The organism is Pseudomonas frederiksbergensis (assembly GCF_000802155.2).
GTDB classification, from domain to species: domain Bacteria; phylum Pseudomonadota; class Gammaproteobacteria; order Pseudomonadales; family Pseudomonadaceae; genus Aquipseudomonas; species Aquipseudomonas frederiksbergensis_A.
Window position 1 is genome coordinate 67260 of the sequence record NZ_JQGJ02000018.1, and the last position, 14820, is coordinate 82079.

At 60.9% G+C, this 14820-nt stretch carries 14 protein-coding genes and 1 pseudogene; 7 read left to right on the plus strand and 8 right to left on the minus strand.

Going from position 1 to position 14820, the window contains the following annotated elements; translation table 11 throughout:
- Nucleotides 1–15 precede the first annotated feature (15 nt).
- Nucleotides 16–540, minus strand: coding sequence for a hypothetical protein (locus tag JZ00_RS24195; protein WP_039593800.1), 525 nt, complete (start codon nucleotides 538–540; stop codon nucleotides 16–18).
- Nucleotides 541–699: 159 nt separating this feature from the next.
- The gene (gene gntR, locus JZ00_RS24200; RefSeq protein ID WP_039593836.1) at nucleotides 700–1731 is read right to left on the minus strand and encodes an HTH-type transcriptional regulator GntR; all 1032 of its coding nucleotides are present in this window, start codon (nucleotides 1729–1731) and stop codon (nucleotides 700–702) included.
- A gap of 216 nt (nucleotides 1732–1947) precedes the next feature.
- On the opposite strand from gntR, the gene JZ00_RS24205 reads away from it, so the two are divergent.
- Nucleotides 1948–2481: a gluconokinase gene (locus JZ00_RS24205; RefSeq protein ID WP_039593801.1), complete on the plus strand. Its 534-nt coding sequence runs from the start codon at nucleotides 1948–1950 to the stop codon at nucleotides 2479–2481.
- 92 nt (nucleotides 2482–2573) lie between these two features.
- A complete protein-coding gene (locus JZ00_RS24210; protein WP_039593802.1) occupies nucleotides 2574–3926 on the plus strand; it encodes a GntP family permease in 1353 nt (450 codons plus the stop codon).
- A gap of 120 nt (nucleotides 3927–4046) precedes the next feature.
- Here the strand turns inward: JZ00_RS24210 and alaC are convergent, their stop codons facing one another.
- Nucleotides 4047–5264: an alanine transaminase gene (gene alaC, locus JZ00_RS24215; RefSeq protein ID WP_039593803.1), complete on the minus strand. Its 1218-nt coding sequence runs from the start codon at nucleotides 5262–5264 to the stop codon at nucleotides 4047–4049.
- A 207-nt stretch (nucleotides 5265–5471) separates the two neighbouring features.
- Between alaC and JZ00_RS24220 the strand changes: the two genes are divergently transcribed.
- On the plus strand, nucleotides 5472–6134 hold the full coding sequence (locus tag JZ00_RS24220; protein WP_039593804.1) for a LysE family translocator: 663 nt from the start codon (nucleotides 5472–5474) through the stop codon (nucleotides 6132–6134).
- A 79-nt stretch (nucleotides 6135–6213) separates the two neighbouring features.
- The gene (locus tag JZ00_RS24225; RefSeq protein ID WP_039593805.1) at nucleotides 6214–6702 is read left to right on the plus strand and encodes a GyrI-like domain-containing protein; all 489 of its coding nucleotides are present in this window, start codon (nucleotides 6214–6216) and stop codon (nucleotides 6700–6702) included.
- A gap of 36 nt (nucleotides 6703–6738) precedes the next feature.
- Here JZ00_RS24225 and JZ00_RS24230 read toward each other — a convergent pair whose 3' ends face one another.
- Both JZ00_RS24230 and JZ00_RS24235 read right to left on the minus strand, forming a co-directional pair.
- Nucleotides 6739–7341, minus strand: a complete 603-nt coding sequence (locus JZ00_RS24230; protein ID WP_039593806.1) for a pyridoxamine 5'-phosphate oxidase family protein — start codon at nucleotides 7339–7341, stop codon at nucleotides 6739–6741.
- A 3-nt stretch (nucleotides 7342–7344) separates the two neighbouring features.
- The gene (locus JZ00_RS24235) at nucleotides 7345–7860 is read right to left on the minus strand and encodes a GNAT family N-acetyltransferase (RefSeq protein ID WP_039593807.1); all 516 of its coding nucleotides are present in this window, start codon (nucleotides 7858–7860) and stop codon (nucleotides 7345–7347) included.
- 141 nt (nucleotides 7861–8001) lie between these two features.
- Between JZ00_RS24235 and JZ00_RS24240 the strand changes: the two genes are divergently transcribed.
- The 3 genes from JZ00_RS24240 (at nucleotide 8002) to JZ00_RS24250 (ending at nucleotide 10165) form a co-directional block, all read left to right on the plus strand.
- A complete protein-coding gene (locus tag JZ00_RS24240; protein WP_039593808.1) occupies nucleotides 8002–8436 on the plus strand; it encodes a YybH family protein in 435 nt (144 codons plus the stop codon).
- A gap of 56 nt (nucleotides 8437–8492) precedes the next feature.
- Nucleotides 8493–8837: a YciI family protein gene (locus JZ00_RS24245; RefSeq protein WP_039593809.1), complete on the plus strand. Its 345-nt coding sequence runs from the start codon at nucleotides 8493–8495 to the stop codon at nucleotides 8835–8837.
- Between the two features lie 92 nt (nucleotides 8838–8929).
- On the plus strand, nucleotides 8930–10165 hold the full coding sequence (locus JZ00_RS24250) for an RNA polymerase sigma factor (RefSeq protein ID WP_039593810.1): 1236 nt from the start codon (nucleotides 8930–8932) through the stop codon (nucleotides 10163–10165).
- Between the two features lie 99 nt (nucleotides 10166–10264).
- Here JZ00_RS24250 and JZ00_RS24255 read toward each other — a convergent pair whose 3' ends face one another.
- The 3 genes and pseudogenes from JZ00_RS24255 to JZ00_RS24265 form a co-directional block, all read right to left on the minus strand.
- Nucleotides 10265–11608 carry an imelysin family protein gene (locus JZ00_RS24255; RefSeq protein WP_039593811.1) on the minus strand — a complete coding sequence of 448 codons (1344 nt, stop codon included), beginning with the start codon at nucleotides 11606–11608 and terminating at the stop codon, nucleotides 10265–10267.
- 182 nt (nucleotides 11609–11790) lie between these two features.
- Nucleotides 11791–13842, minus strand: a pseudogene (locus JZ00_RS24260) (putative bifunctional diguanylate cyclase/phosphodiesterase).
- Between the two features lie 318 nt (nucleotides 13843–14160).
- Nucleotides 14161–14757, minus strand: a complete 597-nt coding sequence (locus JZ00_RS24265) for a superoxide dismutase (RefSeq protein WP_039593812.1) — start codon at nucleotides 14755–14757, stop codon at nucleotides 14161–14163.
- Nucleotides 14758–14820: the final 63 nt, after the last annotated feature.

A 14820-nucleotide genomic window follows, 5' to 3' on the forward strand; every position in this document is an offset into this window, starting at 1 on the left:
GCTTGTCTGACGGATTCACAGCGAGGCGAGGAACATGTCCGTGGCCGGGTTTTTCTCATCCGACCGGCTTTCCTGGGCTTTTTCAACCTGTGCCATTGCCGCCTTGTCCTGCATGCGCTGGGCAATTTCCTCGCCGACCGCCAGCTGCTTCTCGGGCGGCATCGCCTCGTATTCCTCTTCGGTAATGCCCATCTCTTCGAGGATGCTGTCGCGCAGGCGCTCTTCCGGCGTCTTGCTCATGTAGTCCTTGAACTGCGCCATGGCAGAGCTGATGTCTTCAGGGGCTGAAGAGCCAACCGTCTGCAGTTGCACACGGGTCTTGGCGAAGGCTTCGTCGACGTTGTCGCTGATGGCGGTAGCTGCGTTGACCTGTTGTGTGGCTTGTTCCGTCGCGGACTCCTGGACCTGGGCGCCATGGAGGTTATCGCGCAGCGCTTGTAGCGCGGCGCTCTGAAGGCCGCTGGCGGCTTCGGCGGCAGGGTCCCTTTCCGACCGCTTGATCGGCATGATCATCGCTTGCTGTTTGGCACTGACCAACATGATGTGTACCTGTGGGTAATGGCTGAGCGATGGGCAGGAGCATTTCCCGTGCCATCGCCGCAGGGGCCCGTATTTCAAGGGCTGCGGGAAAGTTGCTTGCAGCGGAGGCGGCCAATCCTTGCCGTTCGTCGGCAGGGATCGACCGCATCGTGCCGAGCCTCAGGTACTTTCGCGAACCTTGAGTTCGAAACCCAGGTCCACGACCGGCTGGGCAATGCGATTACCAGCCATCAACGTGAGCATCTGCTCGGCGGCGCGGCGGCCAATGGCTTCCCGCGGGGTGCTGATGCTGCTCAAGCGCGGGACCATGTGAGCCGAGGCGGGCAGGTCGTTGAAGCCCAGGATCGAAACCTGCTCGGGGACCTTGATGCCATTGCGCAACGCTTCGAGCAGGGCACCGTGCGCCAGGTCATCGTTGCCGAAGAAGATGGCGTCGACGTCCGGATGGCTGGCCAGCAGTTGCAGGAATAACTCGCCGCCCAGACCCACCGATGACGGGCGAGGGGTAAGCACTTCCAGATCAGGATCGTAAAGCCCGGCCTTCTGCAGCGCGCGACGAAAACCTTCGCCGCGCAGCAACGTACGTTGGTCCAGTTGCGCGCCGATGTAGGCCAGGCGCTTGCGACCTCGGGAAACCAAGTGCTCGGCGGCGGTCTCGCCGGCCTTGAGCTGGGAAAATCCCACGCAGTTGAGGCCGGCGCCAGGGTCCAGTTCCATCATGTACACGCATGGAATGTTGCTGGCCTCGATCATGCGCCGGGCGCTTTCGGTACGGTCGAATCCGGTCAGCAACAAGCCACGGGGCTGGTAGGCCATGTAGTTGCGCAGCAGGTTTTCTTCTTCATCCCGTGAGTAGTGGTAGTTGCCGATCACCACTTCGAAGCCCTTGGGCCGCAGGACCCGATGGATGGCTTCCAGGGTGTCGATGAACAACAGGTTGGACAACGACGGCACCAGCACCACCACCGAATGGCTCTGGGCCGAGGCGAGGGCGCGGGCGGCGGGGTTGACGACATAGTTGAGCTCCACGGCGGCCTGGCGGACTTTTTCCACCAATTCAACGGCCACGGTGCTGACGCCGCGCAGGGCCCGAGAGGCGGTGATGGGGCTGACACCGGCCAGGCGTGCGACTTCATTGAGCGTGGGGCGACCGGTGGTGCGTGTATTCTTATCGTTTTTAGGGACGGTCATCAGGGCGGCTTGCCAAACAAAAATCAAGGCACTAAGGTAGCGCTGTCTCGACGCGCCTGCAAATGCATGAACGGGGGTTGCCTGATCCTCCAACCGTTGGTGTCGTGGACGAACATGCTGCAACCACAAAAATGACAAGAAGGCGTCGGCAACTTCTGCTTTTGCTGCGGTGTCATAACTGGCAAAGGTAGCGCTGTCTGCGCGCTGAGGTGTTACATGAATAATCCAATCACCGCCCTGGTCATCATGGGCGTTGCCGGTTGCGGCAAAACCTGCGTCAGCCAGGCCCTGTGCCAATTGAGCGGCGCCACCGCCATTGAAGGCGACACGTTTCACCCTGCGGCCAACATCAAGAAGATGAGCGCCGGTATTCCCCTGAATGACGATGACCGTGCCGGCTGGCTCGACAGCCTGTGCGACGAGTTGCGCCGTGTCGACGCGACGGGTGCACGCCCGGTGCTGACCTGCTCGGCCCTCAAGCACAGCTATCGCGAGCGTCTGCGCAGTGCCTTGCCGGGCCTGGGTTTCGTATTCCTTGAATTGACCCCCGAAGTGGCCGCCGACCGTGTTTCCCACCGTCCCGGCCATTTCATGCCGTCGACCTTGATCGACAGCCAGTTTGCCACCCTTGAATCCCCTGTCGGCGAGCCCCTGACCCTGGCTCTGGACGCGTCCAGCCACAGCATCGACGAGCTGGCCCGCCAGGCTTACGTCTGGTGGTTGGCCCACGGTTTGAAGCTCGCCAGTTGAGTTTCATAAAAATCGCGTCAGAAAGATAGCGCTGTCCCGACGGCCCATAAATAACTGCTTCAATAACAACAACAAATCAGGAGACACCTCCCATGTTCGGCATGTCCCACGAGACGTTCCTACTGCTTGATGCAGTGGTCACGGTGATCGGACTCATCGTCCTCATCACCAAGTTCAAATTCCACCCGTTCATTGCGCTGACCATCGCCGCCGCGTTCCTCGGCCTGACGTCGGGCATGCCGACCGGCACCATCATCAAGGCGTTCCAGGACGGCTTCGGTGGCGTGCTGGGCTTTGTCGGCATCATCCTGGCGCTGGGCACGATGCTCGGCAAAATGATGGCCGAGTCGGGCGGGGCCGACCAGATCGCCCAGACCCTGATCCGTGCCTTCGGCAAGGATAAGGTGCAGTGGGCGATGATGTTCGCTGCGTTCCTGGTGGGCATCCCGCTGTTCTTCGAGATCGGCTTCGTGCTGCTGATCCCGCTGGTGTTCATCGTGGCGCGCCGTACCGGCGTTTCGATCATCAAGATTGGTATCCCGTTGCTGGCGGGTCTTTCCGCAGTCCATGGCCTGGTGCCGCCGCACCCGGGTCCGCTGCTGGCGATCGGCATCTTTGGCGCCGACATCGGCAAGACCATTCTCTATGGCCTGATCGTCGCGCTGCCGACTGCCATCATCGCCGGCCCGATCTTCGGTACGTTCATTGCCAAGCACATCCCCGGCCATCCGAACCAGGAACTGGTGGACCAACTGGCTCGCGAGACGAACTCCGCCGAGCTGCCTAGCTTCAGCATCACCTTGATCACCGTGCTGTCGCCGGTATTCCTGATGCTGCTCAAGACGTTCGCTGACGTGGCGCTGCCGGACGGCAACCTGTTCCGCGTCTGGATGGACATGATCGGCCACCCGATCTCGGCACTGTTGCTGGCATTGCTGCTGTCGCTGTACACCTTTGGCTACAAGCAGGGCATCGGTTCCAACCAAATGCTCAAATGGCTGGACGCCAGCCTTGCACCGACCGCCGCGATCATCCTGATCATCGGCGCTGGCGGTGGCTTCAAGCAGATGCTGGTGACCAGCGGCGTGGGCGATGTGATCGGCCACATGGCGGTGAGCGCGCAGATTTCGCCGATCCTGTTGGCGTGGCTGGTGGCTGCGGTGATCCGCATCGCCACAGGCTCGGCGACCGTGGCGACCATCACCGGTGCCGGGATCGTGGTGCCTGTCGTTGGGATGATGCCAGGCGTGAACCGTGAGCTGCTGGTACTGGCGACCGGTGCCGGTTCGTTGATCCTGTCCCACGTAAACGATGCAGGCTTCTGGCTGGTCAAGCAGTACTTCAACATGACCGTGGCCGAAACGTTCAAGACCTGGACCGCGATGGAAACCATCCTGTCGGTGGTGGGCTTGATCTTTATCTTGCTGCTGTCGTTGGTGATCTGACAACCACTGCAAAATAACTGTGGGAGCGGGCTTGCTCGCGAAGACGATTTAACACTCAACCTGTTTGTTGACTGTCAGTCTGCCTTCGCGAGCAAGCCCGCTCCCACATTGGGTCTTGTGTCAGGCGCCAGGTTTGCTTACCAACCCATCCGCCCGGAACATCCCTCGGATTCCCCGCACCGCCTGGCGAATCCGGTCCTGGTTCTCGATCAGTGCGAAGCGCACGTGATCATCCCCGTATTCCCCGAACCCCACCCCCGGCGAGACGCAGACCTTGGCCTCGGCCAGCAGCTTCTTGGCAAATTCCAATGAACCCATGTGCGCATAGGCTTCGGGAATCTTCGCCCAGACGTACATCGACGCCTTCGGGTTTTCCACCATCCAGCCCAGCTCATGCAGGCCCTTGACCAATACATTGCGGCGTTGGCGGTACTGCTCGGCGATATCGCGCACGCATTGCTGGTCGCCTTCGAGGGCGGCGATGGCGGCCACTTGCAACGGAGTGAAAGTGCCGTAGTCGTGGTAGCTCTTGATCCGCGCCAGGGCGTTGACCAGTTCCGGATTGCCGACCATGAAGCCGATGCGCCAGCCGGCCATGTTGTAGCTCTTGGACAGGGTGAAGAACTCCACCGCGATGTCTTTTGCTCCCGGCACTTGCATGATCGACGGGGCTTTCCAGCCGTCATAGACGATGTCGGCGTAGGCCAGGTCGTGGATCACCAGGACATCGTACTGCTTGGCCAGGGCGATGACCCGTTCGAAGAAGTCCAGCTCCACGCACTGGGCGGTGGGGTTGGACGGAAAGCCCAGGATCATCATCTTCGGCTTGGGGATCGAGCCGCGAATGGCCCGCTCCAGTTCGTCGAAGAAATCCACGCCAGGCACCAGCGGCACCGAACGCACCTGGGCGCCGGCAATCACCGCGCCGTAGATGTGGATCGGGTAGCTGGGGTTGGGGACCAGCACCGTGTCGCCCTGGTCCAGGGTGGCCAGCATCAGGTGCGCCAGGCCTTCCTTGGAACCGATGGTGACGATGGCTTCGCTTTCCGGGTCGATGTCCACTTCATAGCGGTCTTTGTACCAGCGCGAAATGGCGCGGCGCAGGCGCGGGATGCCTTTGGACGTGGAATAGCCGTGGGTGTCTTCACGCTGGGCGACAGTGACCAGTTTTTCCACGATGTGTGGAGGCGTGGCGCCGTCTGGGTTACCCATGCTCAAGTCGATGATGTCTTCGCCGCGCCGACGCGCAGCCATCTTCAGCTCGGCAGTGATATTGAATACGTACGGGGGGAGTCGATCGATGCGCGCAAAGCGGCGCGGCGAACCTTGTTCGGCCATTGTTGCCTCGAAATACGTGAGCGCCCGGAACCGTCCGAGCGACGTTGGCCACTGCGGTGGCCTGCGGCGCAAGATAATCGGCCTGATATCAAATTGTCCAGTAGCCGCGCCGAACATTTTTCGACGACACTGTCGCCCTGGCTGCAGGGCCACCGAACGACCTTGCGGACGGCTGAATACGCATACCCAATCCTGATGGAATGAACAATGGAATTTTCCAGCGGTTTCCTGCTGAGCCTTTCGCTGTGCCTGGACATTGGCGTGGCCAACATCGCGATGATCACCCTGGCGATGCAGCGGGGCTATTTCCAGGGCTTCGCCTTGGGCCTTGGCACCTGCGTGGGGGACTTGGTCTACGCAATCCTGGCGTTGGCCGGAATGACCGTTCTGTTGCAATACGAAGCGGTGCGTTGGGTGTTGTGGATCGGCGGCTCGGTGCTGCTCCTGTATTTCGCCGCGAAGATGATTCATTCGGCGATCTATCACAGCGCGGTGCTGGCTGAGGCGGGCGAGACTCGAGGCAACTCGCCGCGCCAGGAATTTTTCCGCGGGATTTTCCTCGCCATGTCATCGCCCAGCGCCATCCTCTGGTTTGCCGCGGTGGGCGGGACGCTGATCGCCCGCTCAGGTGGTGGCACGGTGCTCAGTTCGGCGTTGTTCCTGGGTGGATTCCTCAGCGCCGGCCTGCTGTGGAGTGCGGGGCTGTGCCTGGCAGCGACCCAGGGTGGAAAATTGCTGGGCGATAAATTGCTGCGCTATTCCTATTGGGCATCAGCGGCGATCTTCTGTTATTTCGCGGTCTATGTGATTGTTTCTGGTTATAACGAGTTCGTAGGAAAAGTAAACGCGGCCGGCTTGCCCGGACTTTGACAAGCGAAACGGCCTGGCAATTACGGTTTGGCTTCTATACTGCCAAGCCCGACTTCAGATTTTCCGGAGTGTTGAAGCAATGGAAACGCAAGAACGCGTTAACGCAGCCGAGCCTCGCTTCGAGCAGGGACGCTTTCAGCTCATCGCCGGTTTCGGCGCGCGTTTTACCCAGGACACCGCCGAGGACATCCCGCAGCTCTGGGAAAAATTCCTGCCTTGGCTCGGCAAGGTTCCGGGGCAAAAAGATGAAGTAACCTACGGGGTGTGCTGCAACCCGGACGGTAAGGGCGGCTTCGAATACATCGCTGGCGTGGAAATCAGCCGCCTCGACGATCTGCCCGAACAATACCGTTGGATCGAGGTCCAGCCCGGGCCGTACGCAGTGTTCGAGCACAAGGGGCCGCTGAAAAACCTGCCGGAGACCTTCCAGTACATCTGGAAGGAATGGCTGCCGCAATCCGGCCATCAGGCGGCTGATGAGCCGGAGTTCGAGCGCTACAGTGAAGATTTCAACCCTCGTACCGGCGAAGGCAGCCTGGAAATCTGGATACCCCTCAAGCCAAAGTGACTTGGTCCATTGGTCCTTGAGCGCGAAGAGGGTTGTTCAATATAGGCTGGCCTGCACCCGGGCAGGTGTCTCGCGGTCGTAGGCCTCGGCATCGAACCCCTCATCCAGACGCTTGTGGATCGCTCCGGCGCTAGGGACTGTCGAGCGATCAAGGTGGCGCTCCGGGTTCCACAGCTGCGAGCGCACGATGGCCTTGGAACAATGAAAAAATGCCGCTTCGACCGTGACCAGCAATACCGTGCGAGGCAGCTTCCCATCGACTGCGAAGCGCTCGAGCAGCTCGGGTTCGGCGCTGACGCGCGCGCTGCCGTTGACTCGCAACGTTTCGCCGATCCCGGGGATAATGAACAGCAGCGACACCCGCGGGTCATGAAGAACGTTGCGTAGGGTGTCGATGCGGTTATTGCCCGGGCGGTCGGGGAGCGCCAAGGTGTGTTCGTCGAGGATCTGCACGAAACCCGGTGCGTCGCCACGGGGCGAACTGTCCAGGCCATCCGGCCCTGCCGAGCCGATGACCACCATTGGCGAGGCCCGGACCATCGCCTGGTAATCCTCGTTGAGAAAAGGGATCTGTTTGCGTACTGCCCGTTCATGGGGCTGGCCGTAGATGGCTTCCAGTTGTTCAATCGATGTCAACATGGTTCAGGCCTCCCCGGCGGCAGATTCGTCTGGCTGGAACACCAAGCCCATCCGCCGTTCATAACCGATGCGGCCCTTGTAGGCTTCTCCGCTGTCGACCCAGCCCAGCCGGGTATAAAGACCAATGGCCGAGTCGTTGTCCGCATCGACCGACAGCTCCAGTCCCTTGATTTCCGGCCACGCCGCGCGAGCCGCGGCGGGTAGCGCTTGCAGGCAGGCCTTGCCGTAGCCTTTGCCCTGGGCGCGATGGTCGACTTGCAAGGCGTGCAGGGTCGCGCTGTGCTCGTCGGCCCAGGCCGGCAGCACGGGCGGACGCTTGAGCAGCAGGAAGGCCACCGGCACTTCGCCGGCCAACAGCGCGAAACCCTTGACCCCTGGGCCGGGCTTGGACAGCAACGTGTGCAGCGCACCGTGGATGTCGCCGGAGAATTTGATTTGTTCGGGGTGGATTTCGATGGATTCGACCTGTTGCCGTTGCAGCGGGGTCAGGTCTTCATAAGGTACGAGCTGAGCGGTCACGAAAACGTCCGTTGTTTGCTGACAGAATGGACCTTGGATTCTAGCGAAATTTTTTCTTTGGATTATTTTTGTTTAGCTGTCGATTTGCCGTTTCTCCAATCGACAAAGGGTGTCTCTAACAAAAACCTGCGGAGAATCACCATGAATACCCAAGCTGCCGAAACCGAAATCCAGACGCTGATCGACACTTATCGCCAAGCCGTGATGGCCAAGGACGTGAAGAAGGTCATGGCGCTGTATGCCGACGACATTGTTTCATTCGATGCCATCCAGGCCCTGCAATTCAAGGGCAAGGTCGCCTACCAGGCTCACTGGGAGGCCTGCATGGAGATGTGCCCGGGCCCGCACAAGTTCGATTTTCACCAGGTCCAGATCAGCGCGGCTGATGACATTGCGTTCGCCCATTGGTTGGCCTATTGCGGTGGCACCAACGAAAAAGGCGAGGAACAGGCCTGCTGGATGCGCGTGACGGCCTGCTACAAGCGTTCGGCTGGGCAGTGGAAAATCGTCCATGAGCATTGGTCGGCGCCGTTCGATCCGATGGCCGGGACAGCGATTTTCGACCTGCAGCCCTGAGCGGCTGCGGTTCGCTTCTGCCATCCTTGTCGATCAGCCTGATCACGGAGCTTTCCATGAAGTATTTATGCCTGGTTTACAGCAACGAACAGGTCCTGCATAACTCGGCGGACAGTCCCGAGGACGCCGAGTGCATGGACTACGCCGAATCGATCCAGCGCAGCGGCCGGATGGTTGCGGCCGAAGCCCTGGAGTCGGTGCAGACCGCCACCACGGTGCGCATGCGCGGCGGCAAGCTGTCGATCACCGACGGCCCGTTCGCCGAAACCAAGGAACAACTGGCGGGCTTCTACCTGATCGACGCCAAGGACTTGAACGAAGCCATCCAGGTCGCCGGCAACATACCGGCGGCCCGGGTTGGCTGCGTCGAGGTCCGGCCGGTACGCCAACTGAATGTCTGAACAATGGTCATCGACAGGATCGCCTCCATGAGTCTTGAGCCAGCTTGCTCCACACGATTCAACAGTCCGTCAATCCAAGGCCATCCCGATTGATGTCGGCCGAAGCGGTCAAGGCACGGGTCGAGCAGGTCTACCGGCAGGACTCGCGGCGAATCCTGGCAACCTTGATTCGCCTGCTGGGGGATTTCGACCTCGCTGAAGAAGCCCTGCACGAGGCCTTCTTCATCGCGGTCGAGCGCTGGCAGCGCGACGGAGTACCGGACAATCCGCGGGCCTGGCTGGTATCGGCCGGGCGTTTCAAGGCGATCGACAGCCTGCGTCGGCGGGCGCGCTTCGTGGCGTCGCAGCCGATGTTGATTGCACAGATCGAGGCATTGGAGCAGGCCGAGTGGAGTGATGAAGACGTGGAGGACGATCGCCTGCGGCTGATTTTCACCTGTTGCCACCCGGCCCTGGCGGCTGACGCGCAGGTGCCGCTGACGCTGCGTGAAGTGTGTGACCTGACCACCGAGGAGATCGCCCACGCCTTTCTTGCCGCGCCAGCGGCCATTGCCCAGCGCATCGTGCGGGCCAAGGCGAAGATCCGCGATGCGAAGATTCCCTACCAGGTGCCGTCCCGCACGGAATTGCCCGAACGACTCGACAGTGTCCTGCGCGTGATTTACCTGGTCTTCAACGAGGGGTACTCGGCGTCGATGGGCGCCGAGTTGATCCGCGAAGACCTGACCCGCGAAGCCATACGCCTGGCGCGCCTGCTGGTGGAGCTGTTGCCGGAAGCCGAAGTCATGGGGTTGCTGGCGTTGATGCTGTTGCACGAATCGCGGCGACCGGCGCGGATGTCGATGGCCGGTGAGCTGGTTTTATTGGATGAGCAGGACCGATCGCTGTGGGATCAGGCAATGATTGCCGAGGGTTGCGCCATGGTCGAGGCCGCGCTCAATACCCGGCGGTTCGGACCTTATTGCCTGCAAGCGGCGATCGCTGCGGTGCACGCCGAAGCGCCGACAGCGCAGGAGACCGACTGGCCGCAGATCGTCGGCCTCTACGATGTGCTGCTGCGTGCACTGCCTTCGCCGGTCATCGAACTCAACCGCGCGGCCGCCCTCGCCAAGCGCGACGGGCCGCAGGCTGGGTTGAGTTTGGTCAATGGAATACTCGGCCGGGGCGATCTGGACGACTACCACCTGGCCCATTCGGCGCGGGCGGAGTTCTGTCGACAGCTCGGGCGGGTGGAAGAGGCGAGGGCGGCGTATCGACGTGCGCTTGAATTGACGCAGCAGTTGCCGGAGCGGCGGTTTATCGAAGCCCGGCTTGCCGGGTTGCAATAAGGGAGGCCGAGCACAGGGGTCCCTTATGTCCGTGCGCTGAAGACACGTCAAACAAAAAAGGCGACCCGAAGGTCGCCTCTTTCAATCGTCCGGCGTTGATCAGAACTCGTGATCAGCGCTGTCCGGGTTCAGGTCGCTGATGCCCAGCTTGCCGGCGGCCTGTTCGATCGAGCCGGTCTGCTTGACCAGCGCGGCGATGGCGTCGCGTACGATCTGGTTACCCGCAGTGTTGCCGGCGGCGATCAGTTGGTCGTAGTGCTCGCCCTTGTTGGCGTGATCGACCATGACCTGGATCTTGGCTTCGGTATCGGCCAGGTCGGCCTTGAGCGCGGTGTCGGCGGCCGGGTCGGCTTTCGCCACCAAGGAGGACAGGCTGGCGCCGGTCAGCTTGGTGCCGTCTACGCGGGTGTATTCGCCCAGGTAAACGTTACGCACACCCTTGGCATCGTAGAAGTGCGAGTTGTGGGTGTTGTCGCTGAAGCAATCCTGTTCGTCTTCCGGAGAGTTGGCTTCCAGGGAGACTTTCATGCGCTCGCCCGCCAGTTCGCCCAGGGACAGGCTGCCCATGCCGAACAGCATCTTGCGCAGGCCGCTTTCGGCCGGTTCGGCTTCCAGGGTGGCGCGGTAGTTGTCGGCCACGTTCGGCTTCCAGTTGCCGACCATTTCCTGCAGGTCGTTGACCAGCAGCTGGGTGACGGACTTCAGGTAGGCACGACGACGATCGTTGTGGCCACCAGTGGCGCCTGCGCCTTCCAGGTAGTCGGAGGCCGGGCGATTGCCAGCGCCAGGGCCGGTGCCGTTGAGGTCCTGGCCCCACAGCAGGAATTCGATGGCGTGGTAGCCGGTGGCAACGTTCGCCTCGGAACCACCCAGCTCGTTCAGGCTGGCGAGTTTTTCCGGGGTGATGTCCTTGACGTCGACCTTGTCTTCGCCGACCTGGACTTCGGTATTGGCGATGATGTTGGCGGTGGCACCCGGGTTACCCAAGGCGTGCTCGTAGGATTTATCGACGTAGTCGATCAGGCCTTCGTCCAGGGGCCATGCGTTCAGTTGACCTTCCCAGTCATCGATGATGGTGTTGCCAAAGCGGAACACTTCGCTCTGCAGGTAAGGTACGCGCGCGGCGACCCAGGCAGCCTTCGCGGCTTTCAGGGTATCGGCGTTCGGCTTGGCCAGGAAGGCGTCGACGGCGGTTTGCAGGGTTTTCGCGGTGGATTCGGCATCGCTGTAGACGGCGTAGACGATGTCGGCGTAATGCGCGACAACTGCCTTGGCGGCGGCTTCGTCGATCTTGCCAGCGGCAGCGGGGGCCGCCGGTGCAGCGGTGCTGGCGGCCGGCGTTGGCGCTTGCGGCGCGGCGGCCTTGTCTTTGCCTTCGCCGCAACCGGCGAGGGAAATAGCGATGGCCAACAGACTGGCGGTAGCCAGAGGCATACGAATCATGGCGAACATCCTGCTTCGGTGATGAATGGGACAGGCGCGAGGTCGCGCAAAACTGCGACATAATGCGAAAGATTTGCATTATGTGTAAAGGGTTGTGGCTGTAAATATTTCTTATTTGATAATGCAGGTAGCCGCCTTTCGGCGGCGTCTGTAGGCAATGTCGGGTTGCGCTTGCAGTAGGATCAGACGATGGAGGCCTTGATGCGCTCCGCCTGTTTCAGATAAAGGCCCAGCTCCCGCGCCGGCAGGGGTTTGCTGTAGTAGTAGCCCTGGCCTTCATGGCAGCCCTCGGCAATGATGTAGGCCTCTTGCTCGATCGTCTCTACGCCTTCGGCAATAACCTGCATTCCCAGGCTCTTGCCCAGCTGGATGATCGCCCGGACGATGGTTGCATCGTCTTCGTCATCGAGCAGGTCCTGGACGAAGCTCTTGTCGATCTTGATCTTGTCCAGCGGCAGGCTCTTGAGATAACTCAGCGACGAATAGCCGGTGCCGAAATCATCGATGGCAATCAGCGCACCGGAACGGCGCAGGCTCAGCAGGTGCTGGGCCGCGGTGGTAATGTCTTCCATCAGCCCGGTTTCGGTGACTTCAAGTTCCAGGCTGCGTGGCGGCAAGCGGTACATCTGCAGGAAGTTGTTCACCACCCGCGGCAGTTCGGCGTGGTGCAACTGCACCGTGGACAGGTTGACCGCCATGCGCAGGTCGACGAAGCCTTGGTCATGCCAGTCGCGCAACTGCTTGCAGGCCTGGTCCAGTACCCATTCGCCGATGGCGATGATGGTGCCGTTCTGTTCGGCCAGGGGAATGAACAGGTCAGGCGGCACCAAACCATGCTCAGGATGGTGCCAGCGAATCAGCGCCTCGGTGCCCACCACGCGCAAGTCGCGATAGCTGATCTGTGGTTGGTACACCAAAGTGAACTGCTCGCGTGCCAGGGCTTCACGCAGGTCCTTTTCCAACTCGCGACGACGGCGCATCTCACTGTCGACGCTGGCGATGTAGAACTGGTAGCGATTGCGTGACCGGGTCTTGGCCAGGGTCATGGTCTGCTCGGCTTTTTGCAGCAGCTTCTCGGTGCTGTCGCCGTCTTCGGGAAACAGGGTGATACCGATGGTCGCCCGCAGGCGGATTTCCTGGTCATCCAGCGCGAACGGCGCTTCCAGGTCATCGAGGATGCTCTGGGCCAGCTCTGCGGCCTCATAGGGTTGTTAGATATCGGCCTGGACCAGCGCAAACTGGTCACCCCCCAGTCGCGCCAGTGCGCCGAGGCGTCCGCTGTGGGCGCGCAGCCGATCGGCCAGGGCCAGCAGCAATTGGTCACCGGTCTGGTAGCTGAACTGCTCGTTGATGCTCTTGAAGTCATCCAGCCCCACGCACAGTACCGCGACGCGACGTTGCAGGCGTCCGGCGTCCACCAGGATCTTGTCCAGTTGCTGTTGCAGTTGCTGGCGGTTGGGCAGGCCGGTCAGGAAATCGTACTGGGCCATGCGCAACAGGCTGTTTTCCGCCTCATGGCGCAGGTGGGTATTGCGCTCGATAGAGGCCAGCAACTGGTTGGCAGTGTTGATCCACAGGCCCAGTTCGTTGTGCTCGTGACCCCGTAGTTGTGGGATCTTGTGGGCGCTGGGGCGGTCGGGGTTTATTTCGGTCAGGTGCTGGATGATTCGCGACAGTGGCTTGGTGAGCAGCCAGTGGTAGACCAGGTACAGCACCAGGCCCATGGCCAGGGCGCGCAACATTCCGGAAATGAAAATGATGACTGAACTGACGATAAAACCCTGGCCGTAGGTGGCGGTGTCCAGCGTAATGCTCAGGTCGCCGTAATATTCGCTGTAGGGCCCGCGGCCCACCAGTTGAGTGGTGAAGGTTCGTTCCTGGCCCAGGATCAGATCGGTCAGCCAGCGGCTTTCGGACTGCTGCAGGGGCCGGGTTTTTTCGGCGAGCATGGTTTCGCGCGGGTGGCCGATGGACGCCATGCGCACGGCTTCGTCCTGGAACAGGCCTTCGATCACCTGCATGCCCATCTCGCGGTCGAGGCTGTAGACCGCCTGGGTAGACGGGTCGCGGAACATATCGAGGATGCGCTGGGCGTCTTCGGCGACGGCCCGGTTGGTTTTGTAGGCGTCGAAAACGATCTGGGCGCAGCTCAACACCATGCCAACGATCAACGCCGAGAGGAGCACGACCCGGAGCAACTTCACAGACAAGCTGTTTTTGAGTTCCAGCTTCAAAGAGGGATTCCTTGTTCCGTGCGGGTAGCGTCAAGTTGCCATGAGTATTGGCAATCCTGTGATGTCAGTCAAAGGGACAATCAAACACAAGGGATTTCGCCTGAAACCTGGCCGTTATACGGTGTTAGCAGAGTGATTACTCTACGACCATTGTTTCGGTTGGAGAGGCCTGCAACTTGAGGCTTGGCGGGTTTTTTTATTGGTTTTCAGACGCGAGGTCATTTGCCGACGGCAAAGCCTTAATGGGCGCGATAAACCCGCGCAAAAAAAACGGCGCATTCCATGACGGAAAAGCGCCGTTTTCATTGGCATCACAACTTACGCAGTGAAGGTCTTGCCTTCGAACTGCTCAGCCACGAACTTCCAGTTGACCAGGTTCCAGAACGCCTCGACGTATTTCGGACGCACGTTGCGGTAGTCGATGTAGTACGCATGTTCCCAGACGTCGCAGGTCAGCAGCGGGGTGTCGCCGCTGGTCAGCGGGTTGCCGGCGCCGATGGTGCTGGCCAGGGCCAGGGAACCGTCAGCTTTCTTGACCAGCCAGCCCCAGCCGGAACCGAAGGTGCCGATGGAAGTCTTGCTGAATTCTTCCTTGAACTTGTCGAACGAACCGAAGGCTGCGTTGATGGCTTCAGCCAGCGCGCCGGTAGGTGCGCCGCCGCCGTTAGGCGTCAGGCAGTTCCAGTAGAAGGTGTGGTTCCAGACCTGAGCGGCGTTGTTGAAGATACCGCCCGAGGAAGTCTTGACGATTTCTTCCAGGGTCTTGCCTTCGAACTCGGTGCCGGGCACCAGGTTGTTCAGGTTCACGACATAGGTGTTGTGGTGCTTGTCGTGGTGGTATTCCAGCGTTTCTTTGGAGATGTGTGGCGCCAGTGCGTCGTGTGGGTACGGCAGCGGCGGCAATTCGAAAGCCATGGTGATTCTCCTAATCAGGTCAGTTGCGGTGAGCGCAAGGCCGATCACGGGCGGCCAGACTAG

Coding starts and splice junctions, on each gene's coding strand:
- JZ00_RS24195 (WP_039593800.1), bottom strand. CDS start 540: ATGTTGGTCAGTGCCAAACAGCAAGCGATGATCATGCCGATCAAGCGG.
- gntR (WP_039593836.1), bottom strand. CDS start 1,731: ATGACCGTCCCTAAAAACGATAAGAATACACGCACCACCGGTCGCCCC.
- JZ00_RS24205 (WP_039593801.1), top strand. CDS start 1,948: ATGAATAATCCAATCACCGCCCTGGTCATCATGGGCGTTGCCGGTTGC.
- JZ00_RS24210 (WP_039593802.1), top strand. CDS start 2,574: ATGTTCGGCATGTCCCACGAGACGTTCCTACTGCTTGATGCAGTGGTC.
- alaC (WP_039593803.1), bottom strand. CDS start 5,264: ATGGCCGAACAAGGTTCGCCGCGCCGCTTTGCGCGCATCGATCGACTC.
- JZ00_RS24220 (WP_039593804.1), top strand. CDS start 5,472: ATGGAATTTTCCAGCGGTTTCCTGCTGAGCCTTTCGCTGTGCCTGGAC.
- JZ00_RS24225 (WP_039593805.1), top strand. CDS start 6,214: ATGGAAACGCAAGAACGCGTTAACGCAGCCGAGCCTCGCTTCGAGCAG.
- JZ00_RS24230 (WP_039593806.1), bottom strand. CDS start 7,341: ATGTTGACATCGATTGAACAACTGGAAGCCATCTACGGCCAGCCCCAT.
- JZ00_RS24240 (WP_039593808.1), top strand. CDS start 8,002: ATGAATACCCAAGCTGCCGAAACCGAAATCCAGACGCTGATCGACACT.
- JZ00_RS24245 (WP_039593809.1), top strand. CDS start 8,493: ATGAAGTATTTATGCCTGGTTTACAGCAACGAACAGGTCCTGCATAAC.
- JZ00_RS24250 (WP_039593810.1), top strand. CDS start 8,930: ATGTCGGCCGAAGCGGTCAAGGCACGGGTCGAGCAGGTCTACCGGCAG.
- JZ00_RS24255 (WP_039593811.1), bottom strand. CDS start 11,608: ATGATTCGTATGCCTCTGGCTACCGCCAGTCTGTTGGCCATCGCTATT.
- JZ00_RS24265 (WP_039593812.1), bottom strand. CDS start 14,757: ATGGCTTTCGAATTGCCGCCGCTGCCGTACCCACACGACGCACTGGCG.